Origin of the sequence: Paraburkholderia sp. SARCC-3016, assembly GCF_031119615.1 — a bacterium.
Lineage (GTDB): Bacteria > Pseudomonadota > Gammaproteobacteria > Burkholderiales > Burkholderiaceae > Paraburkholderia.
Window position 1 is genome coordinate 275,051 of the sequence record NZ_JAVHZD010000002.1, and the last position, 16,303, is coordinate 291,353.

The 16,303-nt window shown below is 63.3% G+C and carries 15 protein-coding genes and 1 pseudogene; 3 read left to right on the plus strand and 13 right to left on the minus strand.

Annotated features, from left to right (window positions below; all coding sequences use genetic code 11):
• The 4 genes from QYH69_RS03600 to QYH69_RS03615 all read right to left on the minus strand — a co-directional run bounded on the left by QYH69_RS03600 (position 1) and on the right by QYH69_RS03615 (position 2,828).
• The gene (locus QYH69_RS03600) at positions 1–1,200 is read right to left on the minus strand and encodes an HlyD family efflux transporter periplasmic adaptor subunit (protein WP_308830537.1); all 1,200 of its coding nucleotides are present in this window, start codon (positions 1,198–1,200) and stop codon (positions 1–3) included.
• A gap of 92 nt (positions 1,201–1,292) precedes the next feature.
• The gene (locus QYH69_RS03605; protein WP_308830538.1) at positions 1,293–2,246 is read right to left on the minus strand and encodes a hypothetical protein; all 954 of its coding nucleotides are present in this window, start codon (positions 2,244–2,246) and stop codon (positions 1,293–1,295) included.
• Positions 2,247–2,334: 88 nt separating this feature from the next.
• Entirely contained in the window at positions 2,335–2,487 is a 153-nt protein-coding gene (locus QYH69_RS03610) for a hypothetical protein (RefSeq protein WP_308830539.1), read from the minus strand.
• 2 nt (positions 2,488–2,489) lie between these two features.
• Positions 2,490–2,828, minus strand: a complete 339-nt coding sequence (locus tag QYH69_RS03615) for a hypothetical protein (protein WP_308830540.1) — start codon at positions 2,826–2,828, stop codon at positions 2,490–2,492.
• Here QYH69_RS03615 and QYH69_RS03620 point away from each other — a divergent pair.
• Positions 2,827–3,507 carry a response regulator transcription factor gene (locus QYH69_RS03620; protein WP_308830541.1) on the plus strand — a complete coding sequence of 227 codons (681 nt, stop codon included), beginning with the start codon at positions 2,827–2,829 and terminating at the stop codon, positions 3,505–3,507. The genes QYH69_RS03615 and QYH69_RS03620 overlap by 2 nt on opposite strands.
• Positions 3,508–3,592: 85 nt before the next feature.
• Here the strand turns inward: QYH69_RS03620 and rhaS are convergent, their stop codons facing one another.
• The 5 genes from rhaS to QYH69_RS03645 form a co-directional block, all read right to left on the minus strand.
• Positions 3,593–4,624: a rhamnose ABC transporter substrate-binding protein gene (gene rhaS / locus QYH69_RS03625; RefSeq protein WP_308830542.1), complete on the minus strand. Its 1,032-nt coding sequence runs from the start codon at positions 4,622–4,624 to the stop codon at positions 3,593–3,595.
• A 70-nt stretch (positions 4,625–4,694) separates the two neighbouring features.
• Entirely contained in the window at positions 4,695–5,720 is a 1,026-nt protein-coding gene (locus QYH69_RS03630; RefSeq protein WP_308830543.1) for an ABC transporter permease, read from the minus strand.
• Entirely contained in the window at positions 5,713–6,771 is a 1,059-nt protein-coding gene (locus tag QYH69_RS03635; RefSeq protein WP_308830544.1) for an ABC transporter permease, read from the minus strand. Before QYH69_RS03635 ends, QYH69_RS03630 begins: the two co-directional genes overlap by 8 nt.
• A complete protein-coding gene (locus QYH69_RS03640; RefSeq protein ID WP_308830545.1) occupies positions 6,768–8,297 on the minus strand; it encodes a sugar ABC transporter ATP-binding protein in 1,530 nt (509 codons plus the stop codon). The genes QYH69_RS03635 and QYH69_RS03640 overlap by 4 nt, the downstream gene beginning before the upstream one ends.
• 90 nt (positions 8,298–8,387) lie before the next feature.
• Complete coding sequence (locus QYH69_RS03645; RefSeq protein ID WP_308830546.1) at positions 8,388–9,281, minus strand: amidohydrolase family protein; 894 nt, start codon at positions 9,279–9,281, stop codon at positions 8,388–8,390.
• A 252-nt stretch (positions 9,282–9,533) separates the two neighbouring features.
• Here QYH69_RS03645 and QYH69_RS03650 point away from each other — a divergent pair, with 252 nt between their 5' ends.
• Positions 9,534–10,544 carry a LysR family transcriptional regulator gene (locus QYH69_RS03650; RefSeq protein ID WP_308830547.1) on the plus strand — a complete coding sequence of 337 codons (1,011 nt, stop codon included), beginning with the start codon at positions 9,534–9,536 and terminating at the stop codon, positions 10,542–10,544.
• Positions 10,545–10,601: 57 nt separating this feature from the next.
• On the opposite strand, the pseudogene QYH69_RS03655 reads toward QYH69_RS03650, so the two are convergent.
• The 4 genes and pseudogenes from QYH69_RS03655 to QYH69_RS03670 form a co-directional block, all read right to left on the minus strand.
• A pseudogene (locus QYH69_RS03655) lies at positions 10,602–11,388 on the minus strand (SDR family NAD(P)-dependent oxidoreductase).
• 83 nt (positions 11,389–11,471) lie between these two features.
• Positions 11,472–12,650 carry an L-rhamnonate dehydratase gene (rhmD, locus tag QYH69_RS03660; protein ID WP_308830548.1) on the minus strand — a complete coding sequence of 393 codons (1,179 nt, stop codon included), beginning with the start codon at positions 12,648–12,650 and terminating at the stop codon, positions 11,472–11,474.
• A gap of 131 nt (positions 12,651–12,781) precedes the next feature.
• Complete coding sequence (locus tag QYH69_RS03665) at positions 12,782–13,534, minus strand: SDR family NAD(P)-dependent oxidoreductase (RefSeq protein ID WP_308830633.1); 753 nt, start codon at positions 13,532–13,534, stop codon at positions 12,782–12,784.
• 224 nt (positions 13,535–13,758) lie between these two features.
• Positions 13,759–14,664, minus strand: coding sequence for a LysR family transcriptional regulator (locus QYH69_RS03670; RefSeq protein ID WP_308830549.1), 906 nt, complete (start codon positions 14,662–14,664; stop codon positions 13,759–13,761).
• Between the two features lie 181 nt (positions 14,665–14,845).
• Between QYH69_RS03670 and QYH69_RS03675 the strand changes: the two genes are divergently transcribed.
• A complete protein-coding gene (locus tag QYH69_RS03675) occupies positions 14,846–16,273 on the plus strand; it encodes a M20 family metallopeptidase (RefSeq protein WP_308830550.1) in 1,428 nt (475 codons plus the stop codon).
• The last annotated feature ends 30 nt before the right edge of the window (positions 16,274–16,303 follow it).

The following is a 16,303-nucleotide window of genomic DNA, read 5'->3' on the forward strand; positions in this document are numbered from 1 at the left end:
TCACCCCCTCAAGACGCGGAACAGCGGCGCGAGTACCCACTCGGCAACCGTCCTGCGTTCGACCACGATGCTCGCCATCGCCCGCATGCCAGGCAAAATCTCGAAGTGCTGCCCCTCGAAATCGAACGTGCGGCCGCGCAGCGCCGCCCATGCCATATAGCTGTCGCCGGCCGGCTTGCCGGCATTCTTCGGATTGCCGCCCGGCGGCGCGGGCGGCTCCACCGTCGTATCGGACAAGGCATCGATGCGCGCTTCGTAGGTACCGAATTTTCCGTACGGAAACGCATCGAACTTGAGCCGCACGGTCTGGCCGATCCGGACAAAGCCGCGGCGCCGCGACGGAATCAGCAGCGCGGCACGCAAACGGCGGTCGTCGCCGGTGGCGATCACGAGTGCAACGTCTTCAGGGGCGAGCATGCGTCCCGGCACGAGACTCGAGAACGTGACGACGCCTGCTTTCGGCGCGGAAATCGTCGTATCCTGGCGCGACTGCTCGAACTTCACCCGGATGTCCTGTACATCGCGGGCATGCCGCGCGTCGAGTTCCTTCATTTGCGCTTCGAGATCGGCGCGCGTGTTGCGCAATGAACCGATCTCGCCTATCAGCTGCGCGCGCCGCGCCCTGTTTTGCGCGACGCTCGACCTCGCCTGGTGCACTTCCGCACTCGCGTCTTCAACGCGATTCGCCGTAACGAGGCCGGTGGCCGATTCGAGCCGCTGCAGCTTGCGTGCCGAACCCTCGGCGAGCGCCTCGGTTTGTGCGATCTGTTCGTCGAGTGCCGGCAGTTCGGCGCGCCGGCTCGCCTCGGTCGCTTGCGTACCGTCGAGTTGCGCGCGTAGCTGGAGCTTGCGCTGAGTCCACTGAGCGTCGGCGGCCGCGAGCTGTTCGTCGCGCATGCGCGCATCGAAATCGAAGCGCTGGCTGCCATCGCTCGCGAGCGACAGGTCGCGCTGAACCCTGAAAAGCGGCGCGCCCTGCGCGATGTGCGCAGCCGGTTGCGCGTAAATCGACGTCACGAGCCCGCTGATACCGCGAATCTTCACTTCCGACGAGGACACGATTTCACAGGGCACATCCTGCTTGATTTCGATTTGATGGTTGAACGCGAAGACAACCGCGGCGATGGTCAGCAGCGACGTCGCATACGCGATCCATCGCCATGGGATATCGCGAAACTGGGGCAGACTCGTTGGGTCCATTCTTCCAAGGCAAAAGCCGGCCACGACAGGCCGCATATACAGGTGAAAAGAGCAATCTCGTGCGCTGAACGGTCGAGCCGCCGGGCGCGCAATCAGCGCGACGCGGAGAACGCATAGATCGACGGGTGGCCTGTGACGAGCGAACGGGCGAAGTTATCGGTCAACGCGCGCTCGATGCAGTCCGCCACGCGCTGCGGCGCATCCGCATTCGCGAGCGCGATCGCGTCGCACTGTTGCGCGCCGAAGCGCCCTTGCTCGAAGCGCAAATAGAACGGCAACAGCCACGCATCGAGCGGCGCGCCGAGACGAAACACACCGCGGTGAATGCGTGCGGCGCGGCCGAATATCCGAACACCCACTGTTTCCATCGGAAAACGCGTGAATGAGTAAGGCGGCACATCGGCGAACAATACGACGACGCCATTGCGGCGCAGCGACCGGATCACACGCAAACCGAGACCGTTGCGGTTTTCGCCGCTGTTGGTATGCATCACCTCGATCGCCGGAATCATCGCGTCATCGTCGCCATACAGATTGCGCGGCACACCGGAGACGACGCCGATCGACTCGAGCCCGAGCAGCCTGCGCAATTCGTCCACGACGTAGATGTTCGCGTATTGCGACACGTAGTGAAACGGCGCGACGATCACGGGCCGCTCAGGGGCTTGCGCTTTGAGCGCCGCGATTCTTTGTGCGACGGTCGCCGCAATCGCGTTCAGCTCCGGCCACGCCTCGGCGCGCCGCAACTGCCTGCCGAAATGCAGCCGCTGATCGATCAGCCTTTCGAGACGCGCACCTGCCAGCACGTCACGTCGCCTCAGGGACGGCAGCCGTAATACGTCGTGTCCGGTTTCCCATCGCTCGAGTCCGGTCCAGCGCGCACGTGCATCGACGAGGCCGCGCAGCGTCGAGCCGGCAATGGCAAGACGCTCGATTGCGCGTAACGACAGACGGCACAACAGGCGCGCACGCATCCGGTAATGCCACGCCGCGATCCGGCGTAGCGCGGGCTTCAGCAAAAGCCATGGGGAAAGTCGGATTTTCATCGCTTCGATGCCCGGCAAGACGTGTTGCCGCGGCGAACCCGTACAGTCCGCCGCGGCGATGCGCCCGTCCCGAACAGTGCCTACCGGCTCAATGCTTCGCCGGTTGAGACGACGACGAAGACGACGATCCCGCCACCTGCACCATCACCACCGATGTCGATGAAGCGGACGTCGAAGGGCCTTTGTTGGCGCCGCCTGCAACACCGGCGACAGCCAATGCGTTGCGCTCGATTTTTTGCATGATCAACTGCCCACCTTCACGATGACGACGGTCGTCGCCTTGGCCACGGACGAACCATGCTTGTTGCAACCCCCGGCAAGATTCGCTTGAGTCAGTGCACTGCGTTCGATTTTTTGCATGTTTTTAACCTCAGAATGGATAAGTACGACCATCCGGAAAACTTCCTTCGGAAGGTGTTCCGGACGGGCTGAAGTATCAGCAATGCAAATGCGCCGATCTATAGGATTTCTTCGATTCTTGATCTGCGATCCGTAAAATATCGTCACTTCGCTGTACAAGCAGCGATCGAACGCTAGAATCGCCGCGTTAAGAAAGCCGCGGTCACGCACCGCATCGAGCATGTGCGCCCCTTCGAATTCCCCCATTTCACGCGAGCTTCGCATCGCCATCGCCGACGATCATCCGGTGATCCGTCACGCGGCCGCCGCGGCATTCGCCCAGATCCCTGGCATGCATATCGCTGCGAGCGTAGCTTCGGGTGCCGAACTGCTCGAAGCGCTGCACAGCGGCGCATGGGATCTGATCGTCACCGATCTGCTGATGCCCAGCGAGCAGATCGACGGCGACGGATTGCATCTCGTACGGCGTCTCAAACGGCTCCATCCGGGCATACCGATCATGGTGTTCACGATGGTTCGCAATCGCGACATCGTGCGCGAACTCGATCAGATCGGCATCGCGGGCATCGTGACGAAGTCCGAGAGCATCGGCGTATTCATGGAAGCGGTGCTCGACGTCGCGGTACATCGGCAGCGGTACCGGTCGGCCGGCGTGCAGGACATTCTTCGCGGTCCGCATGCGACGATGCCCGAACCCGTCGTGCGCCCTTCGCTGACGCCAAGGGAATTCGAAGTCATTCGCCTCTATGGCGCCGGCCTCTCCCTCACGGAAATCGCGGTGCGGCTGCACCGCTCGATCTCCACGGTCGCGACGCAAAAGAGCAAAGCGATGCGCAAGCTCGGCATCGAAACGAACGCGGAGATGATCCGCTTCGTTCAGGCAAACCGGCTCATACAATAGAAAAGCCGCGCAGGAGACCTGCGCGGCTCATCTTTTACAGCAGCGTCCAACCGGTAACCAGTGTGCGCTCGGGCTGCCGCCGACATCAGAAGTTGAACTGGTCGATATTGCTCGCGTCGAACGTGGTCGGCGGCCCGAGAATGATCTCGCCGTTCGCGCCGATCGTGCGCTTGCCGAGCTTGCCCGCTTCGAACGATTCGCCTTCCTTGCCGCTGATCGTGCCCGATGCAAGGTTCGCCGCGGCATACGCAGCGAGATAGCCGAGTTGACCCGGATCCCACAACTGGAACGCCTTGACCGTGCCGTTCTTCACGAACGCGCGCATCTGGTTCGGCGTGCCGAGACCTGTCACCGCAACCTTGCCCTTGCTCGACGAGGTCGAGATATAACGCGCGGCCGCGGCAATGCCAACCGAAGTCGGCGCGACGATCGCCTTCAGGTTCGGATACGCCTGCAGCAGACCTTGCGTCTCGACGAACGACTTCTGGTCGTCGTCGTTGCCGTAGGCGATCTTCACGAGCTTCATCTTCGAATACTCGGGCTTTTTCAGCTCGTCCTGCATCCATTTGATCCACGTGTTCTGATTCGTCGCGTTCGGCGTTGCCGAAAGGATCGCGAATTCCCCTTCGCCGCCCATCAGCTTCGACACGAGCTGGATCTGCCCGCGCCCGATGCTCTCCGCGTTCGCCTGGTTCACGAACAGCTGGCGTCCGTCGGGCGCCGTGTCCGAATCGAACGTGACGACCTTGATACCTTGCGACATCGCCTTCTTCAGATACGGCACAAGCGCGTTTGCGTCGTTTGCGGCAATCACGATGGCGTTCTGCCGTTGCGTGATCAACGTGTTGATGTACGAAACCTGCGATGAAGCGCCCGCATCCGACGGGCCGACCACCTTGCCGTCGCCCTTGAATTCCTTGATGGCCGCCATGCCGCCGTCGTCGGCGATCACTTCGTACGGGTTATTGATCTGCTTCGGAACGAAAGCGATCTTCAAGCCGCTCCTGACGTCGGCCGCGTGCGCGGCGCTCGCGACGCCAAGCATCGCCGCGCATAGCAGCGCCGCGGATACCGCGGTTTTCGCCGCATGTTTCGCATACCGCAAAGGTTGATCCATTTTTCTGTCTCCTCGCTGGAATGAGCGGACCGTTAAGGCCCGGGTTGTCGATATCGGTTACTACGCTCCCCTATCCGGCAGTTTGCGAAGCCGCTGACTTCGCAAGAAAACGCCGGTCGCGCATCGCACGCCAGCGCGCCACGAGATTCGGAATCAGCACCGATGCAAGCAGCAACGCACCGGTCACGATGGTCAGCGTTTCGCTCGACACGTCGTCGAGCGTCAGTGCATTCTTCAGCACGCCGATGATCAGCAGCGACAGCAGCACGCCGATCATCGACCCGCGTCCGCCGAATATGCTCACGCCGCCGAACAGCACCGCCGCGATAACGGAAAGCTCGAAGCCTTCACCGTTATCGCCGCGCGCGCTCGTAAAGCGCAACGTATAGACGACGCCGGCCAGTGCGCTCATCGCGCCCGACAGCACAAAGGCGGTGAGCCGGATCTTCGCGACTTCGATACCGGAAAAGGCGGCGGCCGTCGGGTTCGCGCCGATCGCATAGAGACAGCGGCCGAACGCGGTAGCCTGCAGCAGCACCGTAAACAGCACCGCGCAGACGATGACGATCACGAACGGCAGCGGAATAAACGTCTCGCCGAGCGTATCCATGCCAAACGCGGTGTAGCCTGCGGGAAAATCCGCGACCGCCCGATCGCCGAGCAGTACATAGGCAAGACCGCGAAACAGCGCGAGCGTGCCGATCGTCACCGCCAGCGACGGCAGGTTCAGCTTCACGATGACGAGCCCGTTCGATAGTCCGGCAAGCATGCCGAACAGCAGCACGAGCGCGATGACCGCGGGCATCGGCAAGCCCATATGCCACAGCACCCCCATCAATGCGCTCGATGCGCCGAGCACCGATGCGACCGACAGGTCGATTTCGGCGGCGACGATAATCAGCGTCATCGGCAGCGCCATCAACGCGATCTCGGTCAGATCGGCGAGCACGTTCGACAGATTCGCACCGGTCAGAAACACTGGCGACAGCACGCGTCCAAGCAGCAGCGACAGCGCGAGCACGATCACGAGCAGCGTCTCCCAGCGCAGCGGCGTTTGCCGCTTGCGCGTAAGCAGCGCGGAATCGGGTTTAGCCATGATCGCGTCTCCTCATCATGCGTTTGGCGACAGAGCGGGCCAGCAAGGTATCGACGGTGATCGCAGCGACGATCAGCGCGCCTTCGATGGCCTGCTCCCAGAACGGCGACACATGCAGCACGACCAGTGCGATGCTGATCACGCCGAGCACGAGCGCGCCGAGCGTCGCGCCGAGTATCGTGCCGACGCCGCCGGTGATCGCGACACTGCCGACCACTGCCGCCGCGACGACCTGCAATTCGATGCCTTTTGCCGTGCTCGCATCGACGGTGCCGAAACGCGCAAGCCACAGCGCACCCGCAAAACCCGCGATGGCGCCCGACAAGAGAAAGCCCGACATCACGCGGCGCTCGACGTTCACACCCGCGAGCCGCGCCGCCTCCGGATTCGAGCCGATCGCATAGTGTTCGCGACCGCCGCGAAAATGCTTCAGATAAACGCCGAGCGCGATCAGCACCGCGGCGGCAATCAGCGCAAGCGTCGGAATGCCGAATGCCACGCCGGTCGCGAGCCGGGAAAACGCATCGGGCAAATTCGTGGCGTTGATTTGCCCGCCATGCACCCATGCGTAGTCGGCGCCGCGGAAAATATAAAGCGTCGATAGAGTCGCCACGAGCGAAGGCACGCGCCCGGCCGCGACGAGCAGCGCATTGATGCCGCCTGCAACGAGACCGATCGCCAGCCCCGCCGCGAGCGCGGCCACGACCGGCATATGCGGGAATGCCACGTACAGGCTCCCGACCGCATACGCGCTGATGCCGACTGTCGAGCCGACCGACAGATCGATATGGCGCATCAGGATCACAACGGTCATCCCGGCGGTTAGCAAGCTGATGATCGATACATTGAGCAGGACATCCCGCAGGTTTTGCAGATTCAGGAATTGCGGCTGCGCGAGCGCGGTGCCGACGATCAGCAACAGCAGCACGAAAAACAGCGTCGTTTCGCGGCTTTTCGCGAGCGCACCGACGACGCCGCCCGCGCGCGGCGCGGCGCGCATTTCGGCCGGCGTGCGGACCGGCGCGGCCTGGGTCGATGAATGGCGCATCATGCCGCGTGCCCCCACTGTGCAGTGCTTTGGCCGAGCGCCGCGCTCATGATCCGTTCCTCGCTCGCATCGGCGCGCGCGATTTCGGCGCTGATGCGCCCCTCGTGCATCACGAGCACGCGGTCGGCCATGCCGAGCACTTCGGGCAGTTCGCTCGAAATCATCAGCACGGCCATACCGTTCTGCACGAGTTCCGACAGCGCGCCGTACACTTCGGCCTTCGCGCCGACGTCGATGCCGCGCGTCGGTTCGTCGATGATCAGCACGTTCGGATTCGTCGCGAGCCATTTGCCGAGCACGACTTTCTGCTGGTTGCCGCCGGACAGCGTGCCCGCTGCCGCGCCAGTGTCCCCGGCCTTGAGGCGCAACCGCTTGCCCCAATGCGCGGCCAGCGCCGTCTCACTGCGCGAGAAAATCAGCCCATGCCGAACGAGGCGTCCCAGCACCGTCATCGACGCATTGCGCGCGATGCTCAGATCGAGCGCGAGCCCTTGCTGACGGCGGTCCTCCGGCACGAGCGCGAGCCCCGCGCGCACGGCCGCCGCGGGCCGCCTTGGCGCAAGCCGCTTGCCGCCGAGTCGGACCTCGCCCGCATCGTAGGGATCGATACCGAAGATCGCGCGCGCAACTTCGCTGCGCCCGGCGCCGACAAGCCCCGCCAGCGCGACGATTTCGCCCGCGCGAACTTCGAAGCAGATGTCCTTGAACACGCCCGTGCGCGTCAGGTTACGCACCGCGAGCCGCACTTCACCGGGCGCGACGTCTGCTTTCGGGTAGAAGGTCTCGAGATCGCGACCCACCATCTTCGCGACGATCTGATCGGTGGTCAGCGCCGAGGTCGGCGCGTCGAATACTTTTGCGCCGTCGCGCATGATCGTGACGTGCTGCGTCAATGCAAATACTTCGTCGAGCCGGTGCGTAATGAACAGAACCGCCACGTCGCGTTCGCGCAGCTTGCGTACGATCGCAAAGAGCCGCTCGACTTCGGGCAATGAGAGTGCCGCTGTCGGCTCGTCCATGATCAGCACGCGCGCGTTCAGCGACAATGCCTTCGCGATTTCGATAACCTGCTGGTCCGCGATGGAAAGCCCGCGCACGAGTTGATCCGCGCGCAGATCGACGCCGAGCGACGCAAGCAGGCCGTTCACTTCGTCGCGCATCGCGTCGTAGCGAATGCGGCCGACGCGGTCCACCGGCTGGCGCCCCATATAGATGTTCTCCGCAATCGACAGATCGAAGAACAGCGTCGGCTCCTGATAGATGACGGCGAGGCCCGCATCGCGCGCGTCGGCCGGCGTCGCGAAGTGCCGCGGCGCGCCGTCGATATAAAGCTCGCCGGTGTCGGGCTGGTGTACGCCCGCGAGAATCTTGACGAGCGTCGACTTGCCCGCGCCATTCTCGCCGAGCAGCGCATGCACTTCTCCGGGCCATAGGACGAGCGCGCCGTCGGCGAGCGCACGAACGCGCCCGAATGATTTACTCGCGCGCTTCAGTTCCAGCCTCGGCACCGCGTCGGTGTGTTGCTGCACTGCGTGTCTCCTCCAGCAAGCGGCCTCGTTTGTGTGCCGCATCGTTACGGTTGCCTCGGTGTTTTATGAGGCGCCGTCAAAACTCCCACGTCAGATGCGATACACGCGCTCGGCATTACGCACGAACAGCGCGGCTTTTTCGGCGTCGCTCACGCCGCCGACGATCGCCGCATACGCGTTCCACAAATCCGCATACGAACCGAATTGCCGGTCGACCGGAAAATTCGAGGCAAACATCGCTCGCTCGACGCCGAAAGCATCGATCGTTTCCAGCACATAAGGGCGCAAGCTCTCGGCAGTCCAGCGGTGATCGAACATCGCCAGGCCGCTGATCTTCACCGCGACGTTTGCGCAGCCCGCAAGCTTGCGCATTCCGTCGCGCCATGCGCGATAGCCCGCTACGCTATCGCGATCGACGAACATGCCGGTGTGATTGACGATGAACTGCGTATCCGCGTGTTCGCGCGCCAGCGCGGCGGCATCTTCCATTTGCGACGGGTACAGCTGCATATCGAACGACATCCGATGGCGCCGCAGCAGCGCGAAATTCGCGCGCCACGTCGCATCGCGCATCAGATGCCGGCCGATATAGTCGTACAGCTTGTTTTCATGCACGTTCAGAATCTGCCGCACGCCGCGCGTGTTCGCGAATGCGGCGTGCGCTTCGAGCACTTGCGCCGCGTTCGGCGCGCAAAGATCGACACCGGCGACAATGCCGTTCGGCATGCGGCGCGATGAACGGTTATCGGCCACCTGCTGCAGCCAGCGCGTTTCTTCGACCGGATCCGCCGGATCGTGATTCGCCTCGACGTGCACCACTTTCAATACGTCGACGGGCTGCACATCCTCGAGCAGATCGGCAAGCAGATAGTCATGCTGCAAAGCGCGCGCATCGCCGACGAACGAGACGCCCGGGTTCGCCAGCCACGGGTAATGATGCGTTTTCAGGTCCCACAGATGAATATGCGGGTCGACCACTTGCATGGAGCGTCCTTTATGCGTTGAGCGTCGTCGATTCATCGGGTAGTGCAATGCGGGTCCGCGCTCTGCAGACGGAATACGCGCGAAAGCGGCTGTTGCAGCGGTCTGTGATCCGGCGCCGTCTGCATGATGTCCGCCATGCAATCCCAGCATTTGCGCAGCGGCCGCGCATATGCAACGACTATAATTCGGGCGTCGATAGCCTCTCAATCCGTTGTTCGGATAGGGCGATACCGAAACCGAATCGGACATCCCATGAGCCAGAACGCCGCCACCGTCGCCCTCGTCAACCGGCTCAAGTTCAAACACCTTGCGTTGCTCGTCGCACTCGACGACACGCGCAACGTCCATCAGGCCGCCGACGCAATCAATGTCGCGCAGCCGAGCGCGAGCCGCATGCTCGGCGATATCGAGGAAGCGCTCGGCTTTCTGCTGTTCGAACGCAATGCGCGCGGCATGCAGCCGACGCCGCTCGGCGTCGTCACGCTCGCCTATGCGCGCCGGGCTCTCGCCGAACTCACGCGTTTCGCCGACGACCTCGAAGTCAAGCGCAAGGGCGGCCACGGTCAGCTCACCGTGGGCGCGATCATGGGTGCGGCACCCGATCTGCTCGCGATGGCCGTCGCGACGCTGAAGACGGAGCGGCCGCTGCTCAACGTCTGCATCCTCGGCGAAACCAGCGATCAGGTCGTGCAGTTGCTGCACCGCCGCGAAGTCGACCTCGCGCTCGGGCGCCTTACCCATCCGCTGCAGCACAACGATTTCAGCTTCGAACCGCTCGCGAACGAAACGCTGCTGCTCGTCGTGCGCGCCGTGCATCCGCTTGCAACGCGTGCGGCGCTCTCGCTGCCCGAAGTCATCGGCTGGCCATGGGTCGCGCAGCCGATCACGAGCCCCGCGCGTGTGCTGTTCGAAGAAGAGCTCGCACGCGCAGGCTTGACGACCCCCGCGAACCTCACCGAATGCGCGTCGATCTTCGCGACGCTGCAACTGCTCGAAAACTACGATGCGGTGGCGATGCTGCCGGAATCGGTCGTACGCGATCACATGCGCGGCAAACTGCTCGTCGCGTTGCCGGTCGAAATCGGCAAGAGCCTGGCGGGCTTCGGCATTCTGACGCGCAAGGAAGAGCCGCTCGCCGAGCCGGCCGTGCGCTTTATCGAATTGCTGCGTCAGCATTCGCTCACGCTCAAGCGCGCTGCGTCCGCTGCCGGCGACACAGCGCCGGCAAGCCGGGCGGCGCGCAAGACCGCCCCGGTTCATTGAACGACGCAAAACCGCAAACGCCGCGTTGCCGCACAGGTCGGCCCGATCGAACCCGCTTCATTGCAGGTTCACGAACAGGCCGCCGTCGACGAGCAACGCTGCGCCCGTCACATAGCGCGCCCGATCCGACGCGAGAAACACGACGCAATCGGCGACATCGTCGGGGAGACCGAGGCGCCCGAGCGGAATGCGCTTTGCGAAGTACGCTTTCTTCGCTTCGTCGGCGAGGTCTTGCGCGTTGAGGTCCGTGGCGATCGTGCCGGGCATCACCGAATTGCAGCGAATGCCGTACGGTCCGAGCGCGATCGCGCACGACTGCATCAGCGAATGGACGCCGGCCTTCGTCGGCGTGTAGTGCGTCTGCATGCCGCCGCCGACAAGCGCGCTGATCGAACTCGTCGCGACGATCGCACCGCCCAAGTCGGATCGTAGCCATGTCGTTCTGTGAGCCAAGGAGTTGGTAGAATGTTTTGTCTTCCTAAGACCGCTTGGCCTCCGACTTGAGCACGTCGGCCGGCATGTCGAGAAACGCGTGAAACGGACAGATGCCCGCGTTGCTCGCGAGCACGTCGACCTTGCCGAATGCTTCGACCGTGCGGCGCACGAGTTCCGGTCCCGTCGCGCGATCGGCGACGTTGCCTTCGACCGCGATCACGCGACGGCCGAGGGCCTTGATTTCGTCGACCACTTCCGCGACCGCCGAGCGGCGGTTGTACGACGCATCGTTGTCGCCCCAGTAATTGATCGCAACATCCGCGCCATCCTTCGCGCACGCCACCGCGATCGCACGGCCAATGCCGCGCGAGCCGCCCGTGACGATCACGGCCTTGTCTTTCAGCAGCACAACTGTCTCCCTTGTTTGACCGACTTGTTGCGTCAGTGCTCTTGATGCGTTGGCCTCAGTGCGGCGCTTGTAGTGCGGCGCTTTTAGCGCGAATAAGGTCGCGCAAGCGCGCATTCCGGATTCAACCGCACGCCGAAACCCGGCGCGTCCGGCACCTTCAACCGGCCATTCACCGGCACCGGCTCGTCGAGCAGCAGCGGCGTGAACATCGGCACGACCTCATCGGCCTTCGGCGCCATCATCAGGAACTCGGAGAACGGCGAGTTATGGCGCGTCACCACGAAGTGATAGCTGTACACCGACGACCCATGCGGCACGACCAGCACGTTATGCGCATCGGCAAGCGCCGAAATCTTGATCAGCTCGGTGATGCCGCCGCACCAGCCGACATCGGGCTGGATCAGATCGCAGCACTGCATTTCCAGCAGCATCCGGAAGCCCCAGCGCGTCGCTTCATGTTCGCCGGTGGACACCATCATGCCGCGCGGAACGTTGCGGCGCAGTTCGGCGTAACCCCAGTAGTCGTCGGGCGGCAACGCTTCCTCGACCCATTTGAGCCCGTATTCGTGCGCCGCTTTCGCCAGCTTCGTCGCATAGTTGACGTCGAGGCTCATCCAGCAGTCGTACATAAGCCAGAAGTCGTCGCCGACGCGGTTGCGCATATCGGCAAGGCGCTCGATGTTCTGTCTGAAGCCCGCCTCGCCTTCCGCGGGACCGTGCTGCAACGGCATCTTGCCGCCGATAAACCCCATGTCTTTCGCGAGATCGGGCCGCGCGCCGGTCGCATAGAACTGCAGCTCGTCGCGCACCGGTCCGCCCAATAGCTGGTACACCGGTTCTTTGCGCACTTTCGCGAGCAGATCCCACAACGCGAGATCGACGCCCGAGATCGTATTGAGCACGATGCCTTTGCGGCCGTAATAGAGCGTCGAGAAATACATCTGATCCCACATCTTCTCGATATCGGTCACAAGCTGGCCTTCGAGGAAACGCGCGAGATGCCGCTCGACGATAAACGCGCCGATCTCGCCGCCCGTCGTCACCGCGAAGCCGACCGTACCGTCGCTCGCCTCGATCTCGACGACGAGCGTGCCGAGCACGTTGATGCCGAATGATTGCCGGCTTTGCCGGTATTCGGGGTAGCGCGCCATCGGCGTCGCAATGTGATCGTCGATCCAGTGTCCACCGGCCTGATCGTGATAGTCGGCGCCGCCGCCGCGAACGACGAAGGCACGCACGTGCCGGATAGTGGGCATCGCCATGTCAGTAGGCTCCGTTATGTTTTGTGCTTGTGCCGTTATACGGCGGTGCGCGCAACCGGTCGTCCGCGGACGGTCGTGCATAGCGAAGCGCGCGTGAAAGAAAGCCGGCTCGAACCGTTCGGCAGCGCCGCTCAGTAAGTCGCGCGCCCGCCGGACAGGTCGAAGACCGAACCGGTGCTGAACGCGCAGTCTTCCGACGACAGCCAGAGAATCATCGACGCCGCTTCCTCGGGCAGCAGGAAGCGGTTCATCGGAATTTTCGACAGCATGTAGTCGATGTGTTCCTGCTTCATTGAATCGAAGATTTCGGTCTTCGCGGCCGCGGGGGTGACCGCGTTCACGAGAACGTTTTTCGTAGCGAGTTCCTTGCCGAGCGATTTCGTCAGGCCGATCAATCCGGCCTTCGAGGCGCTGTAGTGCGACGCGTTCGGATTGCCTTCCTTGCCCGCTACCGAAGCGATATTGACGATGCGTCCGTAGTTCTGTTCGATCATGAGCGGCACGATCGCGCGGCACGTGAGGTACGGGCCGATCAGGTTGACGTCGATCACGCGGCGCCACACGTCCGGCGCGAGTTGCCACAACGTGCCGTTGCCGCCGGTGATGCCCGCGCAATTGATGAGCACATGAATCGCGCCATGCACGGCGACGGTTGCGGCGACCGCCTTGTCGATCGACGCTTCGTCGGTCAGTTCGACCGTGGCCGTCGAGACGGTGCCGAGTGCTTCGAGTTCGTTTTTGCTGCGCTCGAGGCGCTCGCTATCGATGTCCCACAGCGCCACTTGCGCGCCCGAGCGCAGCGCGCGCTGCGCGACCGCGTAGCCGATGCCGCGCGCACCGCCGGTGATGACAACGACGCGGCCCTCCAGATCGATCTGATTCATCATGCGCTCCTGGTCGGCGCGCAGCTTGCGCGCGCACCGCTATCGTTATTGCCGGGTTATGGTTCATTCCGGTTCAAGCAATATAAAGCGGTACGCAATGCGGGAACAATCCGGGTATTGGATGGGGTGATAGCAAAACTGGATCGTGTGAGCCTCGCAGCTCCATCGGCACCATCGGCACCATCGGCACCATCGGCAAATTTCAGCGCGTGTCGAGAAGCACCTCAATCGAGCGACGCCGGGTTATGAATCGCGCCCGTCAGCAGTTCGATGAACGCCTGCATCGTTTGCGGCAGGGTGCGTCCCGCCATCGTTTGCACCTGAAGCGTGCGCTGATGCAATTCCGCATTGACGATCGGCACTGCCGCGAGTCCATCTGCCTTCAGCCGGCTGCGCACCGTCACATACCCGGTCAGGGTGAACGCATCGGTCTGCCGCACGAAGCTTTGCAGCGCGGCGTGATAGTTGCTCACGAACACGGGGTCGAAGACGAGCCCCTCGAGGCTGCACGCAATATCGAAGAGCTGCCGGATCGTCACGCCCTGATGGTCGATCGCAAGCGGCCACGCGGCGAGATCGGCAAGCGATACCGATTCGCGCGCGCCGAGCGGATGATCGCTTCTGACGAGCGCGTAGATCGGTGCGCGCTGCGAATACAGCACGTGAATGTCTTTCTCCGGCGCAACGCTGAAACAGACGGCGATATCGGAGGCGCCCTCGCGCACGCGCTGCGTCGCAACGGACGGCGCGGATACATCGAGCTGGAAATGCGTGGCGCGATGTGTCTTCAGAAAGCGCGCGAAGACTTGCGGCAAGAAATGCGGCGCCACGCCTTCGGAGCTTGCCACGCGTATCGTCGCGCGGCCGCCGTTGGAAAGCCCGCGAATCTCTTCGGCGACGCGCTCCGCATCGAGCAGACTGCGCTGTGCATGTTCGGCAAGCAGACGCCCCGCATCGCTTAGCACCATGCCGCGCGGATGCCGCTCGAACAGCACCGCGTCGACTTCCTCTTCGAGCTTCGCAATCTGCCGGCTCAATGCGGACACCGCTACGTACAGACGCTCGGATGCCTTGCTCAGCGAACCGCTGCGTGCCACTTCGAGAAAGTAACGCAGTGCAGTGTTGTCCATATCGCCAGACGGTTGCTTTGCCGTTTCGGCATGGTTGGATGGCTTTGCCGTTTCGGCAACGATACGTGCCAAATATTGTAATTGTCCATAAATATCGTCCACGCCAGGATCGCGTCATGGGTGATGCACGAACGCCGTATGCCGCCCCATTCGCCGCTGCGGCGCTCATCGGAGAGCAACATTGACACGTGATATCGCGATTCAATCGGCAGCCGAACATTACGATTCGGGCCGCTTTCTCGAAGACCTCGGGCGCCGCGTCGCCGCGCGCACCGAAAGCCAGGAAGCGGACAGCGCGGACCGACTTCGCGCTTATCTTGCCGATCAGATCGCGCCGCTGCTCAAAGTGTGCGGTTTCACATCGCGCATCGTCGGGAACCCGGTGAAAGGCGCCGGACCGTTTCTGGTCGCGCACCGCCATGAAAGCGATACGTTGCCCACCGTGCTGACTTACGGACACGGCGACGTCGTGCGCGGCTACGACGCGCAATGGCATGAGGGCCTCGCACCATGGCGCATCACAGTGGACGGCGATCGCTGGTACGGCCGCGGCACCGCCGACAACAAAGGGCAGCACAGCATCAATCTCGCCGCGCTGCAGGCCGCGCTCAAAGTACGCGGCGGGCGGCTCGGCTTCAATGTGAAACTGCTCTACGAGACCGGCGAGGAAGTCGGTTCCCCCGGCCTGCACGCACTCTGCGAGCAGTTGCGCGACGAATTGCGCGCCGATGTGCTGATCGCGTCAGACGGTCCGCGCGTCAGCGCGCACCGGCCGACTGTATTTCTCGGTTCGCGCGGTCTCGTGAATTTCAGGCTCGACGTCACGCTGCGCGACGGCGGTCATCATTCGGGCAACTGGGGCGGACTGCTGCGCAATCCGGGCGTGACGCTCGCGAACGCGATCGCGTCGATGGTCGATGCGCAGGGCCGCATTCTCGTCGAAGGCCTGCGTCCGCCGCCGATTACCGATTCGGTGCGCCGCGCGCTCGCCGATATCGAAGTCGGCGGCTATCCGGGCGAGCCCGCGATCGATGCCGACTACGGCGAACCAACGCTCACGCCGACCGAACGTGTATTCGGCTGGAACAGCCTCGAAGTGCTTGCATTTCGCACCGGCAACCCGGACAAGCCGGTCAATGCGATACCGCCTTCCGCTTTTGCGCATATGCAATTGCGCTTCGTGGTCGGCACCGACTGGCAGAACCTCGAGTCGATCGTGCGTCGCCATCTCGACGAGCATGGCTTTACGCAGGTCGAACTCGACGTCGAACGCGGCGTCCCGGCCACGCGCGTCGATCCCGAAAACGCATGGGTGCAATGGGCATTGCGCTCGATCCGCGAAACGACCGGCACGCAACCCGCGCTGCTGCCGAATCTCGGCGGCACGCTGCCGAACGACGTCTTCGCTCACGTGCTCGGCATGCCGACGCTGTGGGTGCCGCACTCCTACCCCGGTTGCTCGCAGCATGCGCCGAACGAACATCTGCTTGGCCCCGTCGCGCGCGAAGCACTGCAGATCATGGCGGCGCTCTTCTGGGATCTCGGCGCGGGACGCCCCGATAGCGCCGATGCCGCCGGCCGACACACCTCCAGTTCCGCCCTTTCCTGAACCGCTGAACGTCGCGTAAGGACATCGCCA